Below are 23764 nucleotides of genomic sequence, written 5' to 3' on the forward strand. Positions count from 1 at the left end.
CGGCTAGTGCGGTGACGGCCAGGGCGGCCAGGAGGAGTCGGAGGCGTCGCGGTCTCGGGGTGCTCGTCACTTGGTTGTTCGTCATTTCTGCGGCACCGCCTGATCGCCCAGTCCGGCCAGGACGGCCGCGATGTTGAAGTTGGTCGTTCTGGTCCCTCCGCCGTCGGGAAAGCGGGGGTAGTCACTGTGCCCGTGCGCGTCAACCAGGTTGAGGGTGCCACCGTGGCCGTCGGGCACCGTGGCTGCCCCGGTCGCAAGGTGCGTGAAATTGGGGTTGGTGGCCGGGTTCGGCCCGAAGTGGCCGGCGCCGCTGGCGTCGGCAGCGCCCAGGACGCTTTCGGCCAGCGTGCTCAACGGCGGTGGCAGGAACGGGGCCACCGTGTGGGCGATGGCGGGGCCGTCGTAGGTCCACTGGATCGGGTCATCGGGGGTTTCCATGGTGAACACGTGGCCGGGCTGCAGGTGCAGTTGTTGCGGCGTGGACGCCTCGATGCCGGGCGATCCGTAGAACAGTGCGCGCGATACGCCGTGGTCGCCGGGCTCTTGCAGGGCCAGGCCGGTGGTCAGTGACCCGTAGGAGTGTCCGATCGCGGTGAGATCGGCGGGGCCCCCGTGGTGGGCGGCCTGTATCCCGTCGTAAAAGCCGGCGAGGTCATGGGCGCCGGCCCTGGCGATGTCGTCGTGGCTGACGCCCCACCCGCCGGCCAGCGACTTGCCGAGCTCGTCGAGGCCGGGCACCTGCGGCGGGTCATAACCGATCCACGCGATCGCCGAGACGGCGTCGTGTTCGTGGCCTGGAGCTAGGCTCAGCTGCCGAAGCGCCTCGCTTCTGAGCCGGGTCGCCTCGTCCGACATGCTGCCGATGGCGCCGTGCACCGTGGTGTTGAGGCCGGGCGCGGTGACCGACACGTGGGTGGAGGTGTCGGGGTCGCCGACCGCGATGGCGGCGCGGGCTTGCTTGCCAGTTTTGGTGTCCAGCAACATGAGTTTCCGATCCGGGCTCATTTTGACGGCCTTGTCGACCGCTTGGAGGTCGGGCAGGTACTTGGCCCCGTTTCGGGCGGCATCGTACTGGCGTTGCCACGCCTCGTACGCCAGGCGATCGTCGAAGATCGCGCCCGGCTCGTTCGGCGGAGGGATGTTCTTGCCCTGCGCCCAATCCGGGTGCTGGGCCTTGAGCGCGTCGGCTTGGGCGGCGGCGGTCTGAGCGCCGTTCAACTCGGTGCCGAGGGTGAGCCGGTTGTAGTGATCGCGGTCCACCGCGGGCATCCCGTTGCGGTTGCCGATGTACGGATTGTGTTGGTACTCAGCGTCTTTCTGCTGGGACGTCAGCGAGTTCCACACCTGCGCGAATTCCTTGGGGTCATCCGGCAGCGCGGGCAGAGGTGACAGCGGCCCCTCTACCGCCTGGATGCCTGCGGGGTCGTACCCATCACTGTGCAGCGCCCCCAAGGCGTTTTGCAACGCGTTCGAGTAGCCGTCGCGGGTCGCCTGCAGCCGGCCCAGCGCGGCTTTGGTGTCGCGGATGGCGTCGTCTTCGCACTTGGCGATGAGCGCTTCGAGCGCATCGATGTCGGCCGCGGTGAGGCCCTCGTCGCCCTCCATCTCGTCGGCTTCACCGATCAGATCGTCGAGCTCCTGCAGCTGGGCTTCCAGCGTCGCGATCTGGCCGGCCGCGGCTTTTTGCGCCTCGGCCAGCACCGCGGCGATGGTTTCCAGGTCGACACCGATCTTGGGCAACTGCAACGACTGCGCCCCAAGGGATTTCGCTACCCGCTGGACTTCGTCGGAGTCGTTGATCGGATGGCCGCCGTCCTGGTGGTTCCAGGCGGCCTCGAAGCGGGTGCGAGCCTGCTCGAACGCGTTGTTGCTCTCCGTCGTACACACGCCCGCTTTGCGAAAGGCCTCCGCGAGGTTGGAGATCTGCAGCGGGCTGCCGGCTTGCAGGCTTTGGTTGATCGCCCACGGGTCGCCACCGGCTGCCGCGATCAGCGCCGGGATGCTGAGGTACCGGAGCTGCATGGGATTGTCAGCCGCCCACCTGACCGACAAACATCGCTACCCCTTCCGCGCTGGGAAAAAGGTTACCGCCGCAGGCCCGCGAATCAATTCAGCTGCGAGGAGACCACCGGCGTGGCGGCGCCCCGTTGCGGTCGGGGTAAACGGCCCCTGACCTGGTGGTGGCAGGTACAGGATTCGAACCTGTGAAGCTTTCGCGACGGATTTACAGTCCGCTCCCATTGGCCGCTCGGGCAACCTGCCGCCAGACAGGTTACAACGAGCGAGTAGACAAAGCACAAACGCCTATCACCAAGTGAAGGGACGGAATGCATGGCGGACTCATCGTTCGACATCGTCAGCAAAGTGGATCGCCAAGAGGTCGACAACGCGCTCAACCAGGCCGCCAAGGAGCTGGCCACCCGGTTCGACTTCCGCGGCACCGACACCACGATCGCCTGGAAGGGCGACGAGGCTATCGAGCTGACGTCGTCCACCGAGGAACGCGTCAAGGCGGCCGTCGACGTCTTCAAAGAGAAGCTGATCCGTCGTGACATCTCGATGAAGGCCTTCGACGCCGGCGAACCGCAGGCCTCGGGCAAGACCTACAAGATCAGCGGCACCCTCAAGCAGGGCATCAGCAGCGAGAATGCCAAGAAGATCACCAAGCTGATCCGCGACGACGGCCCCAAGGCCGTCAAAACCCAGATCCAGGGCGACGAAATCCGGGTCACCAGCAAAAAGCGTGACGATCTGCAGGCCGTGATCGCGATGCTCAAGCAGGCCGACCTGGACGTGGCGCTGCAATTCGTCAACTACCGTTGACCGGCGCGATCCACACGCAGTGGCGCGGATTCGCGAGTTACTAGCCCGACCAACCGGTGGGTCTCTACGCTAGTGACCAGTCCCACAATTTGAGCGAGGTTCACGATGACCGTGACTCCCCAGGAAGCCGCCGATAGCGGGGCGACCGAGGCCGGCTACTCCGACGTGATCATCGTCGGCGCCGGCATCTCCGGCATCGACGCGGCTTACCGGATCACCGAGCGCAATCCGCACCTGACCTACACCGTCCTGGAGCGGCGCACGCAGATCGGTGGGACGTGGGACCTGTTCCGCTACCCCGGGGTCCGCTCGGACAGCAGCATCTTCACGTTGTCCTTCCCGTTCGAGCCGTGGACCCGGAAAGAGGGCGTCGCCGACGGCGTGCACATCCGCGAGTACCTGGTCGCCACGGCACGCAAGTACGGCATCGACCGCCACATCCGATTCAACAGCTACGTGCGTTCGGCGGACTGGGACTCGGCCACCGACACCTGGACGGTCACCGTCGAGCAGAACGGCGCGCGCACGCTGTACCGCTGCCGCTTCCTGTTCTTCGGCAGCGGCTACTACAACTACGACGAGGGCTACACGCCGGAGTTCCCGGGCATTGAGGAATTTCGAGGCACCGTGGTGCACCCGCAGCACTGGCCCGAAGACCTCGACTACTCCGGCAAGAAGGTCGTGGTGATCGGCAGTGGGGCGACCGCGGTCACGCTGCTGCCGTCGTTGTCGGACCGCGCCGCCAAGGTCACCATGCTGCAGCGCTCGCCCACCTATCTCATTTCAGCGTCCAAGTACGGCAACGTCGCCGCGATCGCTCGAAAGCTACTGCCCCGCAAGCCCGCTCATCTCGTGGTCCGCATGTACAGCGCCTTGACCGAAGCGGTGTTCTTTGCTTTGTCGCGCAAGGCGCCGGGGTTGGTGCGGTGGCTGCTGCGGCGCAAGGCCATCAGTAGCCTGCCCGAAGGCTACGACGTCGACACCCACTTCAAGCCGCGCTACAACCCGTGGGACCAGCGGATGTGCCTGATCCCCGACGCCGATCTGTACAACGCCATCACCGCCGGGGGCGCCGAGGTGGTCACCGACCACATCGACCATTTCGACGCGACCGGCATCGCGCTTCAGTCCGGCGGACACCTCGACGCCGACATCATTGTCACCGCCACCGGCCTGCAGCTGCAGGCGCTGGGCGGGGCCGCGATCAGCCTGGACGGCAACGAGATCAAGACCAGCGATCGCTTCGTGTACAAGGCGCACATGCTCGAGGACGTACCGAACCTGTTCTGGTGTGTGGGCTACACCAACGCGTCGTGGACGCTGCGTGCCGACATCACCGCCCGGGCAACGGCAAAGCTCATCGAACATATGGCCTCTCACGGCTACACCCACGCCGCCCCGCATCGGGGCAACGAGCCGATGACGGAGAAGCCATCGTGGGACATCAACGCCGGCTACGTGCTGCGCTCTCTGCACGCGTTGCCGAAGTCCGGCACCAAGCGGCCGTGGAACGTGCGGCAGAACTATCTCGCCGACGCCATCGACTACCGCTTCGACCGCATCGAGGAGGCGATGGTGTTCGGTCGGGCCGCCGAGCCCGCCCCGCTGGCGGGCTAGGCCCGACAAATTTACTTGGTGCCCAACGCGGATTCGCCGAGCAGGATGTGGTTACCGCAGTTCGGGCAGAACTTCTCGGCGGGATGATGCTGCGCTCCGCAGCTTGAGCAGAAGTGCGGTTCGGTCGCCGTATCCGGCTCGGCGCCAGCCGATTTCCCGGGAACGGCGGTGACTAGCTGCAACCCGGACGCTTTGGCCGATTCACCCGCGCCCGAGCGGTTCTTCATCAACAGAATCGTCAACCCGGCGCCGGCCGCGAGCACTAGGACGATGCCGCCCACGGTGTACCACACCAGCGGCGCACCGCTGAGAGCGGACAGATCGCCGTACTGCTGGCGCAGGTTGACCGCGTTCGTCTTGAGTCCGGCAAGGCCGGGATAATCGGGTGACAGCGCCAGAGCCGTGTCGAAATCGTCGATCGCGTCGGTGTAGTGACCCGCGAAATAGTGGTCGAGCCCCTTCCGGTAGTAGACGTCGGCGGGTCCCAGGCGAGCCTTAACGCCCTTGCCGGCCATCATCGCCGCCAGGCTGTCCGCGGGCGCAACGAAGTTGAAGGGCTGCGGCTCACCGGCCGGAGCGAAACTGCTGATGCCAATCACCTTGCCGTTGAGCTCAATGGCGGGTCCACCGCTCATGCCCTCGGTGACCGGCGCATCGATTTCGTACTCGGACGCCGGGCCCATCATCGACTTCTTGCTGACCGTCCCGCTCTTGTTGGTCGGATCCAGCGAAGGACCGGTGATGTTCCGGGTGCTTTCCGGGTAACCCACCGCGAGAATCGGGGTCCCAATGCTGACATCGGCATCGGTGGCCAGCTCCGAAGACGGCAAGTTGCGCTTCTCCAGCTTAAGCAAAGCGACGTCGCCTTTGCTCAGGGGCCGGAAGTCCGCCACGTTGGCGGCAAGCTTGCCGGCGACGTTCGTCCCGCTGCCGTAGACCAGCGTCACGCTCATCTGCGGCCCGCCATCCACGGAGTCCCCTTCAACCCTTGCGTTTTTGGCCAGCCAGTCCGCGGCCGCGGCCGGGTCCCGCGATTCGGGCGCGTCCGGGAACTCACTGATGTACTCACCTGCGGCGCGCTTGAGTATCAATTGCTTGGCGGTCTCGGGGTCGACACAGTGACCCGCCGTCGCCACCCAACCGTCGGGATTGACGACGAACGCGGTGCAGCTCCACGTTGCGATGAAGGGCATGTTCGTCCCCTCACCGAGCTGAGACAGGTTGCGCCCGTTGGGCAGCCGAACCATGCCATAGGCTTGCGCACCCAGATACATGACGGCCGGCCGTATCATGGCCGCGGCCCTCTCCTGCGGGTTGGCCTGGGGGCGGTCGTCGGCGGTCGCAATGCCCGGCGAGGTGATCAACACCGCCAGAACAGCCGCCGACACCAATGCCAGCGCCCGGCCACAACGAGCACGTAAGGGCATCGTTCCTCCTCGCGTCGAGTCCACTTCTGACAATCCGGCACCCCGGGCGGTTGGGGTAGGGGCCGAAGTCCCCAGGCATGAGGTCCTTGGTTTCGACCGGATCCGCGCTGTACGCGGGCGCGACTTCGTGAACTGCTTCTAAATCGCAGATGTCGGCAATACGCTGATCGCCATGGCATCTGAGAAGCGCGAACCCAATGTCGTTGTGCTCGGTGGCGGCTCCTGGGGCACCACCGTGGCATCAATCTGCGCGCGTCGGGGGCCGACGCTGCAGTGGGTGCGCTCCGAGGAGACCGCCACCGACATCAACGACAACCACCGCAACAGCCGCTACCTGGGCAACGATGTGGTGCTGAGCGACACGCTGCGCGCCACCACCGACTTCGCCGAGGCGGCGAACTGCGCCGACGTCGTCGTGATGGGCGTTCCCTCCCACGGCTTTCGGGGGGTCTTGAGCGAGCTGGCGAAGGAACTGCGACCGTGGGTACCGGTGGTGTCGCTGGTCAAGGGCCTCGAGCAGGGCACCAACATGCGGATGTCGCAGATCATCGAGGAGACGCTGCCCGGTCATCCGGCGGGGATCCTGGCCGGGCCCAACATCGCACGCGAGGTCGGCGAGGGCTACGCCGCCGCCGCGGTCCTGGCGATGCCCGACCAGCACCTGGCGACCCGGCTGTCGGGCCTGTTCCGCACCCGCCGGTTCCGCGTCTACACCACCGATGACGTCATCGGGGTGGAAATGGCCGGCGCGCTGAAAAACGTCTACGCCATCTCGGTCGGGATGGGCTACTCGCTGGGCATCGGGGAAAACACCCGGGCGCTGGTGATCGCCCGTGCGCTGCGCGAGATGACCAAGCTGGGCGTCGCCCTGGGCGGCAATCCCGATACCTTCCCCGGGTTGGCCGGCCTGGGCGACCTCATCGTCACCTGCACCAGCCAGCGCAGCCGCAACCGCCACGTCGGTGAACAACTGGGGGCGGGCAAGCCAATCGACGAAATCATCGCCTCGATGAACCAGGTCGCCGAGGGCGTCAAGGCCGCCAGCGTGATCATGGAATTCGCCAACGAATTCGGCCTCACCATGCCGATCGCCCGCGAGGTCGATGCCGTGATCAACCACGGTTCGACCGTCGAGGAGGCCTATCGGGGCCTGATCGCCGAGGTGCCCGGTCATGAGGTGTACGGCTCCGGCTTCTGACCCGGTGGTTTAACACCAGGTAATTCAAATCTTTGCGTTCTCTATGGGCAGGGCCCGTCGGCTTGACCGCCGCTTTGCCAGCAAAATACCGTCAGTCCAGGCGGCCAGTGGTTTCCGGGCGCGATCCTGCGGGTCGGTCCGTCGTAATCGGCTGTACGCCAGCGCGTTACGAAGAGGTAATGGGCGCACGATGGGGCGGATATCGGAACATCCCCCGCTAACACCTAACGAGGGACGCGACCGATGCACAACGTTGAACAGTCGGGCGAAAGATCCCGGGGACAGAGCGGCAGCGCGCCGCGTATCACTTGGTTGCGCGGCATCATCCGGCACGACTTGCCGTCATCACTGGTGGTGTTTTTGGTCGCGCTTCCCCTGTCGCTGGGGATCGCGATCGCCTCGGGCGCCCCGGTCCTCGCCGGCCTGATCGCCGCGATCGTCGGCGGGATCATCGTCGGCTCGCTGGGTGGATCCCCCCTGCAGGTCAGTGGCCCGGCGGCCGGCCTGACCGTGGTGGTCGCCGACCTGGTTTCCGATTTCGGTTGGGGCATAACATGCTTGATCACCGTCGCCGCCGGTGTCGTACAGGTTCTGTTGGGACTCAGCCGTGTTGCCCGTGCCGCCCTGGCGATCTCACCGGTCGTCGTGCACGCCATGCTCGCCGGCATCGGCATCACAATCGCCCTGCAGCAGGCGCACGTGTTGCTCGGCGGGAAATCCAAGAGCACGGCCTGGCATAACCTCGTCGGGTTACCGGGCCAGATCGTCGGCGCGCACCGGCCGGGGGTGATCCTGGGGGTGCTGGTGATCGCGATCCTGGTCGCCTGGCGCTGGGTTCCCGCCAAGGTGCGCCGCATTCCCGGTCCCCTGGTCGCCATCGTGGCGGTGACGGTGATTTCGGTGGTCTTCGGATTTCAGGTGCGCCGAATCGACCTCGAGGGGTCACCGCTGGACGCGCTGCAGCTGCCCGACCTTCCCCACGGCAACTGGGGCGCGTTCGCGATCGGGGTGATCACGGTGGCGCTCATCGCCAGCGTCGAGAGCCTGCTGTCGGCGGTGTCGGTCGATCGGATGCACAACGGGCCACGCACCGACTTCAACCGCGAGCTGGTGGGGCAGGGAGCCGCCAACATCGTGTCGGGCACCATCGGCGGACTGCCGGTGACCGGCGTCATCGTCCGCAGCTCGACAAATGTCAACGCGGGCGCCAAATCCCGAGCCTCGGCGATCATGCACGGTGTCTGGATCCTGCTGTTCACCATCCCGTTCGCCGGGCTGGTCGAGGAGATCCCCACCGCCGCCCTTGCCGGTCTGCTCATCGTCATCGGGGTTCAGCTGCTGAAGCCGGCCCACATCGAAACCGCAATGAAGCACGGCGATCTGGCGGTGTACGTCGTGACGGCCGTCAGCGTGATCTTCCTCAACCTGCTGCACGGGGTCATCATCGGGCTGGCGTTGGCCATCACGCTGACCGGATGGCGGGTGATCCGGGCCAAGATCGATGCCACGCCGGTGGACGACGATTGGCGGGTGAGCATCGAGGGCGCGGCGTGCACCTTCCTGGCGCTGCCGAGGCTGACGCGGGTGCTGGCGGCGGTCCCGCAGGGCGCGACGGTGACGGTGGCCATTGCGGTCCATTACCTCGATCACGCTGCCCACCAGACGATTACCGACTGGCAGCTTCAACACGAGGCGACCGGTGGCACGGTTGACATCCGGGGTGTGATCGCGACGGGCAGGCGGGACGTGCAGGAGCCCTTGGTCGAAGCCGAAAGGCCCGGCGCCGCAGCGTAAATGGGTTGGCCGACTGGCGCGGCCCGGCTGACCCGGCTAACCCCGGTCCTGCTGGCGCGCCCCGGCGCGGCTCTGGGGACCATGTGGGTTGCCTCGAATCCGATAGCGCATGCGCTATCGAAATCGGAGCTCACTCATTCCCCGGAAAGAGCGCCCTGCAACGGTCAGTCCACGTCGATGCGGATATGCAGCCGCTTGCCGCATACCTGCGCCAGTCGATGCAGCACGTCGACGCGGGGCACCTCGGTCCCGTCCTCCCACGCGGCGACGGCTTCGCGGGTGGTGCCGAGCGCCTGCGCCAGCTGGGCCTGGTTCATCCCGGCACCGGCGCGTGTTTCGAAGATCAAGTCGGGCAGATCCAGCGCCAGCCCGGCTTCGTGAATGTCCATCGAGTCGCGTTCAGTCATCGCACATCACATCCAAGTCCGATGGTACGTGCGATCGGGGCCTACCGCCCAGCCATGGACTCCAACCGGCGAATCCGGTCCTCGATCGGGGGGTGGGTGGAAAACAGCGACCCGATCCGCTCGCCCGCCCGGAACGGGTTGGCGATCATCAGGTGCGCCTGGCTGGCCAGTTGGGGCTCCGGCGGCAGCGGGGCCGCCTGCACACCGCCGGAGATCTTGCGCAGCGCCGACGCCAGCGCCAATGGGTCGCCGGTCAGCACCGCGCCCGACTCGTCCGCCTGGTATTCGCGTGACCGCGACACCGCCAACCGCACCACCGTCGCGGCAATCGGGCCCAGCAACGAAACCAGAAGCAGCGCAAAGGGATTCTCGCCGTCGCGGTCGTTTCCGCCGAACATGCCGGCGAACATGGCCATGTTGGCCAGCGCGGTGATCACCGACGCCAGCGCCCCGGCGATGCACGAGATCAAGATGTCGCGGTTGTAGACGTGGGAAAGCTCGTGCCCCAGCACGGCGCGCAGCTCGCGCTCGGTGAGGATGTCCAGAATGCCGGTGGTGCAGCAGACCGCCGCGTTGCGGGGGTTGCGTCCGGTCGCGAACGCGTTGGGCGCGTTGGTGTCGCTGATGTACAGCCGGGGCATCGGCTGGTGCGCGGCGGTGGCCAGTTCACGCACGATCCGATACATCGCCGGCGCCTGCACTTCCGATACCGGCTGCGCGTGCATGGCCCGCAGCGCCAGCTTGTCGCTGTTGTAGTACGTGTAGACGTTCATGCCGATGGCGAACAGCACCGCGAGGAACATCGCGGTCCGGCCGAACAGCGAGCCGACGAACACGATCAACGCGGACATGCCAACCAACAACGCGAACGTCTTGAACGTGTTGTGATGCGGATGCCAGGTCATCGGTGTCCTCCTCGGAACACTCGGGAGCGCGGGTATTGCCGATTACAGCTCATTGAACGCCCGAGACCGCCGTGTTGGTTCCGCGGGGCGTGCCCGCAGCTACCCGTGCCGGCTGATGGTGTAGTCGACCAGCGTCTGCAACGCGCGCCGGCCGGGCACATCCGGCAGCACGGCCAGCTCCTGGCGGGCCTGCGCCGCGTACTCCTGCAGCGAGTGCTTGGCCTTGACCATCCCCGGCGATGCCCGCAACAGCGTCAGCGCCTCGGCCACCGCTTCGTCGTCGTCGATGGGCCCGACCAGCAGCTCACGCAGCCGCGCCGCTTCGGGCCCGGGTTCGCGCAGCGCGTAGACCATGGGCAGGGTGTGCACGCCCTCGCGTACATCCGTGCCGGGCAGCTTGCCGGACTCATGGGAGTCGCTGTCGATGTCGATGATGTCGTCGGAGATCTGGAACGCGGTGCCCACGATGCCGCCGAGGCGGCTCAGCCGCTCTACCTGATCGGCGTCGGCACCCGAGAACATCGCGCCGAACCGGCCCGCCGCGGCGATCAGGCAGGCGGTCTTCTCGTACACCACCTTGAGGTAGTGCTCGATCGGGTCGGATCCCTCGACGAACCCGCGGGTCTCGCGCATCTGTCCCGTCACCAACTGGGCGAACGTCTCGGCGATGAGCCGCACCGCCTCGGGCCCCAGCCGCGAGACCAACCGGGATGCCGTGGCGAACAGATAGTCCCCGGCCAGGATCGCGACGTTGTTGCCCCAGCGCACGTTCGCGGTGGGTGTGCCGCGACGAACCTCCGCCTCGTCCATCACGTCGTCGTGGTAGAGCGTGGCCAGGTGCACCAACTCGATGACGGCGCCGGCGATGGTCACGTCCACGCTGTCCGGGTCGGGGCCGATCTGCGCCGACAGCACGGTGAACAGCGGCCGGAACCGCTTGCCGCCGGCCTTGAACAGGTGCGTCAGCGACTCGGTCATGATGTCGTCGGCGCTACTCAGCTCGGTGTCCATGAGCTGCTCGATCCGCCCGACACCGTCCCGTACGGTCGCCGCGAAAGCGGCGTCGCCGAAGTCAACGCCCGCCACCACCGTCGCCGGAGTCCTCACGCGACCAACATACTGGTGGCGTGGAGAGCCGAACCCTCAAGGCCCAAGTGGTTGTCGTGGGCGCCGGGCCCGCCGGTTCCGCGGCGGCGGCCTGGGCCGCGCGGGCGGGCAACGAGGTCCTGGTGATCGATTCGGCGAGTTTCCCCCGCGACAAGGCCTGCGGCGACGGGCTGACGCCGCGCGCGGTCGCCGAGCTGGAACGCCTGGGGCTGCGCGACTGGCTGGACACCCGCATCCGGCATCGGGGATTGCGGATGAGCGGGTTCGGCGGCGAGGTGGAAGTCGACTGGCCCGGCCCGTCGTTTCCGTCGACCGGCAGCGCGGTGGCCCGCCTCGAGTTGGACGACCGGATCCGCAAAGTCGCCGAGGATTCCGGGGCGCGGATGCTGCTCGGAACGAAGGCGGTTGCGGCACAACATGATTCATCGGGCCGGGTGACATCGCTGACGCTAGCCGACGGCACCGAGGTGAGCTGCAGCGAGTTGATCGTGGCCGACGGCGCGCGTTCCTCGCTGGGCCGCAAGCTGGGCCGGCGCTGGCACCAGGAGACGGTCTACGGCGTCGCCGCCCGCGGGTATCTGACCACTGCGCGCGCCGACGACCCCTGGCTGACGTCGCACCTGGAGCTGCGCTCCCCCGACGGCTCCAAGGACAAAGTGCTGCCCGGCTACGGCTGGATTTTCCCGCTCGGCAACGGCGAGGTGAACATCGGCGTCGGAGCGCTGTCGACGTCGAAACGGCCCGCCGACCTGGCGCTGCGCCCGCTGATCGACTACTACACCGACCTGCGCCGCGACGAGTGGGGTTTCGCCGGCCACCCGCGGGCGGTGGCCTCGGCGCTGCTGCCGATGGGCGGCGCGGTGTCCGGGGTGGCCGGCGCCAACTGGATGCTGATCGGCGACGCGGCGGCCTGTGTGAACCCGCTCAACGGCGAAGGCATCGACTACGGGCTCGAGACCGGGCGGCTGGCCGCTGCGCTGCTGAATTGCCCCGACCTGTCGCAGGTGTGGCCGTCGCTGTTGCAGCAGCACTACGGTCGCGGATTCTCGGTGGCGCGCCGGCTGGCGCTGTTGTTGACGTTCCAGCGGTTTCTGCCAGCGACCGGACCCGTCGCCATGCGGTCGACGACGCTGATGACGATCGCGGTGCGGGTGATGGCCAACCTCGTCACCGACGACGACGCGGACTGGGTGGCGCGCGCCTGGCGGGGCGGCGGCCGGCTGTCGCGGCTGCTCGACCGCCGAACGCCGTTCAGCTGACCGGCGCCCCCGCATCGCCGCTGGTCGGGAGCTTCCGCGGCCCCCTGGCAGCCGTCTTTCGGCGTTCGGCTTTCGTCCGCGCGGCCAGGCCGAGGCGTGTATAGTCCAGCTAATGAAGGGAACGAGCCTGGCTACTATCGGAGCCGCTGCTGCTATCGCTCTGGCCGCGCTGGCCATGCCGGCGGAGCTCTCGGTGCCGGCGCAGGCGGATCCGCCGCCCACGGCGCCGTACCCCACCCCGCGGACGCCGTCGCCCCCGAGCGACTACGACGCGCCATTCAAGAACACCGTCAACGGCTTCGGCATCTACCAGCCGCAGGACCAGTTGGCATGGCTGGGCAAGATCACCTGCGACCGGATTGGCCGGGGCGTGGACGGCGACCCGTACAAGTCGGCCAATTTCATTCAGCACAACCTGCCGCGGGGCACCACCCAGGGCCAGGCGTTCCAGTTCCTCGGTGCCGCGGTTGATCACTACTGCCCCGACCAGGTCGGCTTCGTACAGCGCGCCGGCACTCACTAGGTCGTTCTCAGCGCAAGGGCTTGGATGCCGCGTGTAGCGCGACGACTCCGCCGGTCAGATTGCGCCAGCGCACCCCGGACCATCCGGCCTGAGTTATCTGCTGCGCCAGCGCCGCCTGATCGGGCCACGCCCTGATCGATTCCGCGAGGTACACGTACGCGTCGGGATTGCTAGACACCGCCCGCGCCACCCGCGGCAGTGCGCGCATCAGGTACTCCTTATAGACGGTGGCGAACGGCGCATTGGTGGGCGTGGAGAACTCGCACACCACCAATCGGCCGCCCGGGCGGGTGACGCGGGCCATCTCGCGCAGACCGGCCTGGGTGTCGACGACGTTGCGCAGCCCGAAACTGATTGTGACGGCATCGAATACGTCGTCACCGAACGGCAACCTGGTGGCGTCCCCGGCGACTTTGGGAACGTCACGCGCGGCACCAGCCGCCAGCATGCCGACCGAGAAGTCGGCGGCCACACACCACGCGCCGGATTTCCTCAGCTCCACGGTGGACACCGCGGTGCCCGCGGCGAGGTCCAGCACCTTCTGGCCTGGTCCGATGGCCAGCGCCGATCGGGTGGCTTTGCGCCAGTACCGGTCCTGGCCCATCGACAGCACGGTGTTGGTCAGGTCGTAGCGGCGGGCGACGCCGTCGAACATCGACGCGACATCCCGGGGGGCCTTGTCCAACTCCGCGCGACTCACCAGAGAGACGCTACCTGTTGCGGGAATGAGGTGAGGCGGTCGGCGTTGTAGGAAGACGTGACTGAAAAAGTTTGGTTTATCACCGGGACATCGCGGGGTTTTGGTCGGGCGTGGACGATCGCGGCGCTGGAGCGCGGCGACAAGGTCGCCGCCACGGCGCGCAACACGGCCTCACTCGACGACTTGGCGCAAAAGTTCGGCGACGCGCTGCTGCCGATCCGATTGGACGTCACCGACCGCGCGGCGGACTTCGCGGCGGTCAAGCAGGCACACGACCACTTCGGCCAGCTCGACATCGTGGTGAACAACGCCGGCTACGGGCAGTTCGGGTTCGTCGAGGAGCTCTCCGAACAAGACGCGCGCGATCAGATCGAGACCAATGTGTTTGGGGCCCTGTGGATCACGCAGGCCGCGCTACCCTATCTGCGCGAGCAGGGCAGCGGCCACATCATCCAGGTCTCCTCGATCGGGGGCATCACCGCGTTCCCCGTGGTCGGCATGTACCACGCGTCGAAGTGGGCGCTGGAGGGCTTCTCGCAGGCGCTGGCTCAGGAGGTCGCGCCGTTCGGTGTGCACGTCACCTTGATCGAACCGGGCGGTTTCGACACCGACTGGGCCGGCTCCTCGGCCAAGCACGCCGAGTCGATTCCGGCCTACGACGACTTACGCGCCGCCGTGCAGGCCGAGCGCAGCCGCCGGTGGGCGAGCCCGGGCAACCCGTCGGCGTCCGCGGCCGCGCTGCTGAAGGTGGTCGACGCCGAAAAGCCGCCGCTGCGAGTCTTTTTCGGCGCTTCTCCACTGGAGACGGCCAAGGCCGACTACGAAAGCCGGCTGAAGAACTGGGAGGAATGGCAGCCCGTGGCCAAGCTGGCGCAGGGGTAGATCACCCCGCGTCCGGCCCTTTCCGGGACACCACGAAATGAGAATGGGCTCAGTCGCCGCGACGAGTGTCCTCGGCTGCTCTGGCTACGGTGAACCCGACACCTTCGAAGATATTTGGACAAGGCAGCCGCTGCACAGACGTCAATCGTGGATGCGGCTCAGAATTTCGGCCACCAGGAGATGTGCGTAGTTGCCGGCCAGAGCTGGGTCGGCAACGGTTGCGCTAGTTGGGATATCAGGCATCAGGCAGGTACGCGCGCCCACGAGAACATTCGCGCGTATACCGAGCGCCTGCTGGCAGGCGCTGTCGCCGCTTTCCCGGTTGATGCCAGCCATCGAGGCGGTCAGGATGTCGTCGTTCAGCTGCACCGCGCCGACGTTAAAACCCCATCCGACTTCGCCGTTGGTGTTGGGCACCCTGTAGTGGACGATGCCAGTCGCGCATGATTGCCACTGGCGTTGAGAGGAAGCAAGTATCGCTTGGGCTTGTTGAGCCGTGGGAAATACGACGACGGTTTGCTCCACCTCTGTCGGTCCAGCAGCGGTGTATGGGGCAGACGTGCTGGCGGCCAGCGTCTGGTCAATTATCGCGTCGAAACCGCTCTTGGAGTAGACCGTCCGGTCAGCGCCGAAGATGAGACCCACACAGAAGAAGGGTGTGACTAAGCCGGAATTGTCCGACATCCCCTGTGTCGACTTGATTTGTAGATTCCCAGCACGCACGACCCGGCTGACTTCCATGGGACTTGGCAGCACGCTGTCAATCGACGATGCCGAAAAACCGGGACTTCCTGTGCTGGGTGCGCGGGTGGCCGGTGCAGGGGGCGGCGACTCGTTGGTGGACCCGATGCGGCCGGATTCGTCAAGCAGCACTGCGCCATTCACCGGCGTGACCTTAAGCCAGCGGCTTTCGCTGTCGGAAGTGCCATCACGCCGGACGTAATTGAGCTGGGCGACCACGCTGGTGGCGTCTCGCGGACGCACCGAAACGATTGTTACCGATTGTATTGACGCCCAGAACTTTTGGAAGTCAGCATATCCCGTTTGGTCCTTGCAGTGGGTGTCGAGTTTCGCCCAGGCATTGTCGGGATGGCCTGGTAGGTCCGCGTAATAGGCAGCGACGAAGTCGCGCATGCCGTCGAAGGTGATTTCCGGATCCGCCGATGGCGGCACATCGACGGGGTGAGTGGAGCCCGGGTCCCGTGGTGTATGGCCTGTTACTACGAGGATGTAGCCAAGAGCCAAGGCGGCCAGAACGCCGATGGCTACCGCGATGACCGGTTTCGGCCGTGGTATGCGTGCCCGGTTAGCCTGGAGCGCTGTGGGCGCGACCTGCCTCGGCGTCGACGTCGCTGTGCGCACCGATCCCGAATCGTTTGATTTCTTCCCCGCCGAATCCTTTGCGTCGTTTGTGGTGAACTCGCGCATATCGTCGTGCGTGGCCACGCGCTCCATCGCGACACGCTTATCCATCGGCGCGAGCCTCGACTCAGCAGCCGACGTGGCATTTGGAGAAACCGTATCGGAATTACCGGCCCGCACCCCCCGCGAGGTCGGCGGCCCTGTGCGGTGCTCATTCGGAATTCTGCGGGGCTGTACCTTCGCCGAGACGAAGGCCTGCGCGAAATCGGTGCACCGTGAGAAGCGCTCCGAGGGCTTCTTGGCCAAGGCTTTTGCCAGGACGGGGTCCAGCGCCATCAGGTCCGGGTGTGTGGCAGCAAGCTTCGGAGGTGCGGTGGTGAGCTGATGACCGATGATTGTGGCCTGGTTGGCATGCGGGAAGAGCGGCGCACCGGCGAGGAGGTGGTAGGCGCTAGCCGCCAAGGCATACTGGTCGGCCCGGCCATCCAAGTCTTGGCTCATCAGTTGTTCGGGTGCCGAATAGTGCGAAGTTCCTACAACGAAGTTGGTAGCCGTCAGTCCGCTAATCTCGTTGACGTTGCGAGCAATCCCGAAATCGGCCAGCAGGACTCGCTGCTCGTCCTGATCGTCATCAAGATGGGTGATCATAATGTTCGCCGGTTTAACGTCTCGGTGCAGCAGGCCCTGTTTGTGCGCATAATCTAGGGCGCTGGCCACCCCGATAACGATGCGGTTTACTTCTTCCACCGGCATCCCGGCCGGATACTTATCAATCAACAGTCGCGCCGCATCGAGGCCGTCGACGAAGTCCATGGATATCCAGAGTTGCCCGTCTTCTTCGCCACGGTCGTGCACACCCACAATGTGGGGGTGCCAGAGTGTCGACGCGACATCGGCTTCCCGGTTGAAACGGGCCCGGTACTCGGCGTCTGCCGACCAATCGTGGGGAAGCAGCTTCAACGCATCACGGCGGGGCAGCCTTGGATGCTGTGCAAGGTAGACCTCGCCCATCCCCCCAGACCCCAGTAGACGGATGATTTTGTACCCGGCGAAGGTCTGACCGTTGGTTAACGGCATGGACGAATACTAGGGGTTGCGGGCAAAGCTGTGGCCGAGTTTTGCTTTGGGCGACAGGACCAAACCCAACTTGACCCCAGCAAACCGCTGCGGACGCGAGTCGTCATCAATCGAGTAGTCGATTACTCATCCCGTCAGCGCGGTCTGGACACATACTTATGACCTCTGCGAGCTTATGACTCTGCGAGGAAAGGCGGTCCGATGTCCGCACCCCAGCCGTCAGCCGTGGAAACCTGCGACGTGTGCATCGTCGGAGCCGGCATCGCCGGGCTCAACGCCCTGTTCGCCGCCAGCCGATACCTGTCGCGCGATCAGAAGGTGATCCTGATCGATCGTCGGGCACGCGTCGGCGGCATGTGGGTCGATGTGTACCCCTACGTACGCCTGCACCAGCCCCACCCGATGTTCACGGCGGGCAACATCGAGTGGACCCTCGGCAAGGACCGCAGCTACCTGGCGGCCAAGGGCGAGGTGCTCGACCATTTTCAGCACTGCGTCGACGTGATCAGGGAGCGGGTCCAGGTCGACGAGTACCTCGGCTGGGACTTCGAGTCGGACGAAGAAGCTAACGGAATCGTCCGGGTCACCTGCAGCGCCGCCGACGGCCGCAGGCTGGTCGTCGAGGCCAAGCGATTGATCAAGGCGTATGGCCTGGGCGTCACGCCGAACGAAGCGCTCGACGTCTCCAGTACACGCGTCCATTCGGTGTCACCGGACTACTGCGACGTCCGGACGGGTGACATCGGGGAAAGCGCTGCGCCGGTGTGGATCATCGGCGGCGGAAAGACCGCGATGGACACCGCACACGCACTGATCACGGCCTACCCCGGACGCGAGGTCAACCTTGTCGCCGGCCGCGGAACATTCTTCTCCAGCCGCGACAGCCTGTTGCCAAGCGGCGCTCGGCGGTGGTGGACGGGCACGCCGCCGAGCGCCGTCGCCACGCAACTAAGTCACCGGTACGACGGCACCAACGAATCGGAAGTCCAAGATTGGTACCGCGCCACCCACGGCACGTTCCTGACCCCGCAGGCGGACAACTTCGTGTTGGGAGTCTTGTCCGAGGCCGAGAACCGCACGATCTCCGCTGGGCTGAACGACCTCGTCATGGACTACTTCGAGGATGCCGTCGACCGCAATGGCACGACCGAGTTGGTGTTCCGGAGCGGATCGACCAAGACGATCCAACCGGGCAGCTGGGTCGTGAACTGCACGGGATACGTCAAATTCCCCGACGAATACCCATACGAGCCGTACGTTTCGCCCAGTGGCGCAGTTGTTTCCATCAACGTGCGGTCGGCCATGCTGCACTTGCCCGCGTTCATGGGATACTTCCTGGGCCACTTGCTGTTCTTGAACAAACTCAGTGAGATCCCACTCTACGAAATCGACTGGATGGATTTGAGGCAGAAGGCGCCGCTGGCATTTCCGTACGTGCTCTTCGCGCTCGTCCAGCACAACCTCGGCGTGATTTACGACAACGTCCCCAGTCGCGTATTCACCGAGAACGGCCTCGATTTCGACAAGTGGTACCCGCTCCCGCGCCGCGTGCCGGGCCTGGCGCGGTTCATGCTCACGCACCGCCGCGAATGCGAGCGTCAGCGACGCGTTCTCGACACCGTGCGGGAGCGATTCCAAATCCGTTGCGGTCCCCTTGGCGCGCAGTGCATTCCCGGTGCCAAAACGTGAGCACCGCATCACGGCATCGCCTCGGCCCACGCGGTATGTCCCTCGTAGCCAAGCGCTTTCGCCATGTCGCGGTAGTCGTCCCGCAAGCGGGTAAGCGGCTTCGTCACCTCGGGCCCGGGCCAGTAGCGCCCGCAGCCACGCCGACCAGACGTCGCGCATCACCAGACCCTCATCGGCCGGCGTGACCGCCAACCGGCCGATCGCGTCGTCGGCTTCGGCCATGTCACCGTCGGCCCCGCGATCGAGCAGTGTCTCCACCAGAACAGCCGTCGCCGGAATGCCCCACAACAGCAGATGTCCCGGACGGAACAGATGGTCGGCGGCGGCGCGGATCACCGGTACGGCGGCATCGGGATCTCCTCGCCGCGCCGTCTCCCGCGCCGAGTAGACCTCGACGATCGGCAGATCGCTCAGGTTGTGTCCCCGACTCAGGAACACCTCGCCGACCTCGGCCAACAACCGTTGCCCGCGATCGCGTTCCGCAATCGTGTTGCGGTGCACCAGCGCAACGCCCAACGTTGCCCGGATGAAGCCCACCACGACATCGTCACTGGTGCGCTCGGCGATCCGTAGAGCATTCTCGATCTCGTCCAGCGCAGGATCGTCGGGCCTCAGCACGCCGAACGGTATCCCCAGCAAATAGGCATAGCCGACAACCCCGGCGTAGGAGGCGGGGTCGGCGCGGCGGGCCATAGCCACTCCGTGCCGCAGGTCTCCCAGCCATCCGGACCGACCCAGGAAATAACGGGCCATCCCCCGCGACGCGAAGGCCAGCGCCAACGGACACCCGACCAGGAAGTTGCCTTTCGACGGATCCCCGTCGGCCAGATCGATGACGGTCTGTGACCATCGCAGCACGTCACACCATTCGGCGCTCTCGATCTTGCCGAAGATCACCGGGAAGGACAGCCCCACCGTCAAGGTCGCATCTCCGATCGATTCGGCGAGAGCCCAGGCTTCCGATCCCAACTGCGACGCCTCGCGCACCCGGTCCTGATGCGCGCAGCCAACCACCAATCCAGCCGTAGCGATGCCCAGTGAGGCCTTATCTCCTGCGGCGCTGCACAATTCGCGCAACTCATCGAAGCGGTCACCGTCGATGCTGGCGTGGACTCGCCAACCGGTCCCGCACAACATGGTGCGCGGAGCGATGCGCATGGCTTCCCGCTCGGGATGCTCGGCGGGCAGGGCGTCGGCGATCTCCGCCGCTCGCTGCCAACCCAGTCGTGCCGCGTTGATGTCGCGGTTGGTCGCCCAGGTTGCGGCGCGCATGTGCCAGCCGTAGGCGGCGTCCAGATCACCGGCGGCCTCCAGATGTTCTGCAATCAACGCCGCGTTTTCTTCGCACGATTCCGGCTCGCGGGCCTCGATCGCTGCGGCCACCCGGCGGTGCAGATCGGAGCGATCCGATCTGAGCTGTGCCCCGTAAGCGACCGAATGAATAAGCGGATGGTGGAACACGTACTCCGGTTGCCGGGCAGAGCTGACCTGGTCGATGACTTGGGCCGCCACCAGTTCGTCAACCACCGGCTCGACACCCAGTTCCGTGAGCAGGTCGAGGCCGAACCGCGAGCCGATGACCGCGGCCGCGCTCAGCGTGCGTTTGGCTTTCGGATCGAGCCGGTCGATGCGCGCGGCAATGGTCGCCTGCAACGTGGCGGGCACGCTCACCTCGCTGACCTCCGTGGCCGACCGATAGGCACCGGGCTCCCCACGCAGCACACCACGCTCGGCCAGTTCGCGCACCAACTCCTCGGCGAAGAACGGATTACCGGCGGCCCTTTCGGTGACCCTTCGGCTCAGTGCGTCTACCGACGGGTTGGCGCCGAGGAGATGTGCGACCAGTGCTGCGGTGTCTGAATCACTCAGCGGTGCAAGGGTTATGGTGTGGGCGCCGGTCACTCGGGTCAACGCGCCGTGATATTCGGGGCGGTAGGTGAGCAGCACCAGCGAGGGTGTCTGAGGGATTTCGGTAAGGAAATCGGTCAGCATCGACTCGCTGACCTCATCGATCCAGTGGGCGTCCTCGACGACATAGACCGTCGGGCTTCGCCGAGACAATCTGTCGGCGTTCACCAGCGCGGCCAACCGCCGCCGGCGCGCATCGGGGTCGATCGCCGGTATGGCGGTGCCCGGGTCCGCGACCCCGAGCAGGTCATCAAGGAGCAGCGCGTCCTCGCGGTCCGCGTCTGGAATGCGGTCTCGCACCCGGGCCCGGGCCGCCTCCCCGTCAAGGCCGTTGACGCCGATGGCCGCCCGCAGCAGGCGCGCCACGGCATGAAACGGGAGCTGGCTGGTGTGCGATTCACAGAAGGTGCTGAACACCTCCGCGCCCCGGACCTCGGCCAGCGCGACGACCTCGCGCACCAGACGGCTCTTGCCGATGCCGGGTTCGCCCACCACCTCGACCACAGCGCCCTGTCCACCGCATGCGCGCTCCAACAAGCCCTCCACGACGGACAATTCCCACCGGCGGCCGACCAGAATCGACTCAGCGCGCTCGGTAGCGCGATGCCGCTCCTCCATGCGGCGCAGGCGGTAGGCGGTGACCGGTACGTCGACGCCCTTGATGTGGACCATCTCCGGTTCACCCAGCGCCGCCGCGCCGGCAACCAGTCGCGCGGTGGAGACGCTCAGCGTCACCCCACCCGGCGGAGCGACCGATTCCATCCGTTGCGCCATACCCACCTGCTCGCCGATCGTGGTGTAGCGCAACGACGTTGACCCGACTTCCCCGGCGATGACCTGACCGGAATTCAGCCCAATCCGCAACGCCAATTCGACGCCGTCGCGGTCCTTGACCTCAGCGGCTAGGCGGGCGGTCTCCTCTTGGATGCCCAGCGCCGCAAGGCAAGCGCGGATAGCGTGGTCCTCCAACGCGACCGGGGCTCCGAACACGGCCATGATCCCGTCGCCGGTGAACTTGTCCACCGTGCCGCCGAAACGGCGCACCACCGCGGTCGCACGGTCCACCAGGCTGGTCATCACCTCACGCAGCCGCTCCGCCCCCACGGCCGCGGCGATGTCCATCGAATGAACCACATCGGCGAAAAGGACCGTGACCTGCTTGTACTCGGCCCGCGTATCGCGGTCGCGCACTGGGGCACCACAGCCGTGGCAGAACCGCGCGTTCTCCAGCGGCTGTGTGCCACACGTCCGACACGCTGTCATGGCCGTCATCCGACCCTCCGCCGATCCGGATCCCGAACGTAAGAATAGGCGGTTGGACCGTTCCCGCGGTACCGTCCGCGACCCAACAGATTTGGGTCGCGGCGCCAAGACAGGTAGTCGGCTACGCATGTGCGGCGTTCGCGCGCCGATAAGACTTGGTGGCGAAGGTACTTCACCGATCAGCTTCGGGGTGCAAAATGACTATTGCAGTTGACGCATCGATCTGCCCAGGCGCCTGTGATGCCGGCCTTCCAGCGATCGATTATGAGCACTGCCAGAGCCTCGAAGAGGCCCACCAGATCATCCGCCAGGCGCGACAGCAGGCGTCGATCGCCATCGGCCCCCACGGGCCGGAGTTGCTGACTTACGAACTGGTTCGAACGGTGTTGCGCGACCCGCGATTCCGCGTACCCCAGGGCATGTTCCTTGCTTCCCAGGGCATCACCTCTGGCCCTTGTGGGAACGCGTCGCCACGAACCTGATCAGTCTCGACGGGGCCGAGCACCACCGGCTGCGCCGACTGGTGTCCAAAGCCTTCACGCCACGAGCCACCGCGCGGTTGCGCACGACGATCGTCGAGGTGATCACCGAACTGGTGAGCCGCCACACCACAACCGGGCGCTGCGAAGTGGTCACCGACATCGCCCGTCAATATCCGATCCCGATCATCTGTGCGCTTCTGGGCGCCCCGGCGCAGGATTGGAAGCTGTTCTCGGAATGGACAGACGACATCTTCAAGGCCTTCAGCTGGGAGGTCGTTGCCCACCAGCGAACCATCTTGGCCGCGTGGGACGAACTCGACGCCTACATCGACGACATGGTCGCGCAGCGACGCCAGAGGCTGACCGACGACCTCATCTCCGACCTGATCCGTGCCGAGGACGACGGCGATCACCTCTCCGCCGACGAGCTCCGCATGCTGGCCGCGGGCCTGCTGATGGCCGGCACCGACACCACCCGCAACCAGCTGGCCGCCTCCGTGCACGCGCTGTGCGACCGTCCCGACCAGTGGAAGTTGCTGGCCGAGCACCCCGACCTCGCGAACAGCGCGGTTGAAGAGACGATGCGGCATTCACCGATCGCAGCCGCCACCTTGCGGATCGCTCTCGAGGACGTCGAGATCGCCGACGTGGTAATCCCCACGGGCACACTGGTTATCGCGAACACCGCCGCCGCCAACCGCGATCCCGCCGTCTATGACGACCCCGACCGACTCGACATCACCCGCACGGGGGCCCCGGCGATGCAGACGTTCGGCGCCGGCATGCACTACTGCCTGGGCGCCAACCTGGCCCGGCTCGAGCTCGCCGAAGCGTTGGCGACCATGACACGGCTCATGCCCAACGCCCATCGCACCGGGCCCGCCCCGTGGAAGCCCCTCACCGGGTTGAGCGGACCGACCACGCTGCCAATCGAATTCGACCCCGTGTCGTGAACTCGGCTATCGCGGCGGGCGGATGACGAAAGCATCTATGTTCTCGTCATAGCCGACCGATTCATCCACGAACAGTTCGCCCACCGCGTGCCCGTCCTCGGCGACGGCAATGAAGGTCGCCTCCTCCGGGTTGTAGGTCACCGATCCTTGCACGAACATCGCTGCCACTTCGTGCCCGTCGGCTCCGAAGACGACAAGCTTCAATCCTCCGGCGTCCTTGACGTACTGCGCCGCTTGCGCTCGCGTCGTGACCATCGTTGCGGCTCCTTTCTGTCGCTGCCCGGCCGGCAAGCGGCGTCAGCGGTCGACGAAAGCCCTTCCACATCTGATCATCACGCCGCGCCGACCGGCTGTCCCGGATACCGGGATACCTGATTCTTATCGACCG

General features: G+C 66.1%; 16 protein-coding genes, 1 tRNA gene and 2 pseudogenes. 9 read left to right on the forward strand and 10 right to left on the reverse strand.

Features of this window, described 5'->3' with window-relative positions; translation table 11 throughout:
• Window positions 1-81 precede the first annotated feature (81 nt).
• Together G6N50_RS16160 and G6N50_RS16165 are read right to left on the reverse strand one after the other, a co-directional pair.
• Window positions 82-2022, reverse strand: a complete 1941-nt coding sequence (locus G6N50_RS16160; protein ID WP_083093185.1) for a putative alpha/beta hydrolase — start codon at window positions 2020-2022, stop codon at window positions 82-84.
• A 156-nt stretch (window positions 2023-2178) separates the two neighbouring features.
• Window positions 2179-2262 (reverse strand) — tRNA-Tyr (locus tag G6N50_RS16165).
• Window positions 2263-2331: 69 nt separating this feature from the next.
• Between G6N50_RS16165 and G6N50_RS16170 the strand changes: the two genes are divergently transcribed.
• Window positions 2332-2823 (forward strand): YajQ family cyclic di-GMP-binding protein, encoded by a 492-nt coding sequence (locus G6N50_RS16170; RefSeq protein WP_083093183.1) that lies wholly within the window; start codon window positions 2332-2334, stop codon window positions 2821-2823.
• Window positions 2824-2928: 105 nt separating this feature from the next.
• The gene (locus G6N50_RS16175) at window positions 2929-4440 is read left to right on the forward strand and encodes a flavin-containing monooxygenase (RefSeq protein WP_083093182.1); all 1512 of its coding nucleotides are present in this window, start codon (window positions 2929-2931) and stop codon (window positions 4438-4440) included.
• Between the two features lie 11 nt (window positions 4441-4451).
• Here the strand turns inward: G6N50_RS16175 and G6N50_RS16180 are convergent, their stop codons facing one another.
• Window positions 4452-5867 carry a trypsin-like peptidase domain-containing protein gene (locus G6N50_RS16180; RefSeq protein WP_083093180.1) on the reverse strand — a complete coding sequence of 472 codons (1416 nt, stop codon included), beginning with the start codon at window positions 5865-5867 and terminating at the stop codon, window positions 4452-4454.
• Between the two features lie 172 nt (window positions 5868-6039).
• Between G6N50_RS16180 and G6N50_RS16185 the strand changes: the two genes are divergently transcribed.
• Together G6N50_RS16185 and G6N50_RS16190 are read left to right on the forward strand one after the other, a co-directional pair.
• Window positions 6040-7065, forward strand: a complete 1026-nt coding sequence (locus tag G6N50_RS16185) for an NAD(P)H-dependent glycerol-3-phosphate dehydrogenase (RefSeq protein WP_083093179.1) — start codon at window positions 6040-6042, stop codon at window positions 7063-7065.
• Window positions 7066-7308: 243 nt separating this feature from the next.
• Window positions 7309-8859, forward strand: coding sequence for a SulP family inorganic anion transporter (locus G6N50_RS16190; protein WP_083093177.1), 1551 nt, complete (start codon window positions 7309-7311; stop codon window positions 8857-8859).
• A gap of 164 nt (window positions 8860-9023) precedes the next feature.
• Here G6N50_RS16190 and G6N50_RS16195 read toward each other — a convergent pair whose 3' ends face one another.
• The 3 genes from G6N50_RS16195 to grcC1 all read right to left on the reverse strand — a co-directional run bounded on the left by G6N50_RS16195 (window position 9024) and on the right by grcC1 (window position 11278).
• Window positions 9024-9266 carry a helix-turn-helix transcriptional regulator gene (locus tag G6N50_RS16195; RefSeq protein WP_083093176.1) on the reverse strand — a complete coding sequence of 81 codons (243 nt, stop codon included), beginning with the start codon at window positions 9264-9266 and terminating at the stop codon, window positions 9024-9026.
• 41 nt (window positions 9267-9307) lie between these two features.
• Entirely contained in the window at window positions 9308-10171 is an 864-nt protein-coding gene (gene htpX, locus G6N50_RS16200) for a zinc metalloprotease HtpX (protein WP_083093174.1), read from the reverse strand.
• A 99-nt stretch (window positions 10172-10270) separates the two neighbouring features.
• The gene (grcC1, locus tag G6N50_RS16205) at window positions 10271-11278 is read right to left on the reverse strand and encodes a nonaprenyl/(2E,6E)-farnesyl/geranylgeranyl diphosphat synthase (RefSeq protein WP_083093173.1); all 1008 of its coding nucleotides are present in this window, start codon (window positions 11276-11278) and stop codon (window positions 10271-10273) included.
• Window positions 11279-11298: 20 nt separating this feature from the next.
• Between grcC1 and menJ the strand changes: the two genes are divergently transcribed.
• Both menJ and G6N50_RS16215 read left to right on the forward strand, forming a co-directional pair.
• A complete protein-coding gene (menJ, locus tag G6N50_RS16210) occupies window positions 11299-12537 on the forward strand; it encodes a menaquinone reductase (RefSeq protein WP_372509962.1) in 1239 nt (412 codons plus the stop codon).
• Between the two features lie 112 nt (window positions 12538-12649).
• Window positions 12650-13060 carry a DUF732 domain-containing protein gene (locus G6N50_RS16215; protein WP_083093171.1) on the forward strand — a complete coding sequence of 137 codons (411 nt, stop codon included), beginning with the start codon at window positions 12650-12652 and terminating at the stop codon, window positions 13058-13060.
• A gap of 7 nt (window positions 13061-13067) precedes the next feature.
• On the opposite strand, the gene G6N50_RS16220 is transcribed toward G6N50_RS16215, so the two are convergent.
• Window positions 13068-13760: a demethylmenaquinone methyltransferase gene (locus G6N50_RS16220; protein ID WP_083093169.1), complete on the reverse strand. Its 693-nt coding sequence runs from the start codon at window positions 13758-13760 to the stop codon at window positions 13068-13070.
• Between the two features lie 57 nt (window positions 13761-13817).
• On the opposite strand from G6N50_RS16220, the gene G6N50_RS16225 reads away from it, so the two are divergent.
• On the forward strand, window positions 13818-14642 hold the full coding sequence (locus tag G6N50_RS16225) for an SDR family oxidoreductase (protein ID WP_083093168.1): 825 nt from the start codon (window positions 13818-13820) through the stop codon (window positions 14640-14642).
• Window positions 14643-14783: 141 nt separating this feature from the next.
• Here G6N50_RS16225 and G6N50_RS30135 read toward each other — a convergent pair whose 3' ends face one another.
• A complete protein-coding gene (locus G6N50_RS30135; protein WP_083093166.1) occupies window positions 14784-17081 on the reverse strand; it encodes a serine/threonine-protein kinase PknH/PknJ in 2298 nt (765 codons plus the stop codon).
• A 201-nt stretch (window positions 17082-17282) separates the two neighbouring features.
• Between G6N50_RS30135 and G6N50_RS16235 the strand changes: the two genes are divergently transcribed.
• Window positions 17283-18770 carry an FAD-dependent oxidoreductase gene (locus G6N50_RS16235; protein WP_083093164.1) on the forward strand — a complete coding sequence of 496 codons (1488 nt, stop codon included), beginning with the start codon at window positions 17283-17285 and terminating at the stop codon, window positions 18768-18770.
• Between the two features lie 8 nt (window positions 18771-18778).
• Here the strand turns inward: G6N50_RS16235 and G6N50_RS16240 are convergent.
• Window positions 18779-21950 (reverse strand): annotated as a pseudogene (locus tag G6N50_RS16240) (ATP-binding protein).
• 188 nt (window positions 21951-22138) lie between these two features.
• Between G6N50_RS16240 and G6N50_RS16245 the strand changes: the two are divergent.
• Window positions 22139-23376: pseudogene (locus G6N50_RS16245) on the forward strand (cytochrome P450).
• A gap of 6 nt (window positions 23377-23382) precedes the next feature.
• Here G6N50_RS16245 and G6N50_RS16250 read toward each other — a convergent pair.
• Entirely contained in the window at window positions 23383-23631 is a 249-nt protein-coding gene (locus G6N50_RS16250) for a hypothetical protein (RefSeq protein WP_083093162.1), read from the reverse strand.
• Window positions 23632-23764 lie beyond the last annotated feature (133 nt).

It is taken from the genome of Mycobacterium mantenii (assembly GCF_010731775.1).
GTDB classification, from domain to species: domain Bacteria; phylum Actinomycetota; class Actinomycetes; order Mycobacteriales; family Mycobacteriaceae; genus Mycobacterium; species Mycobacterium mantenii.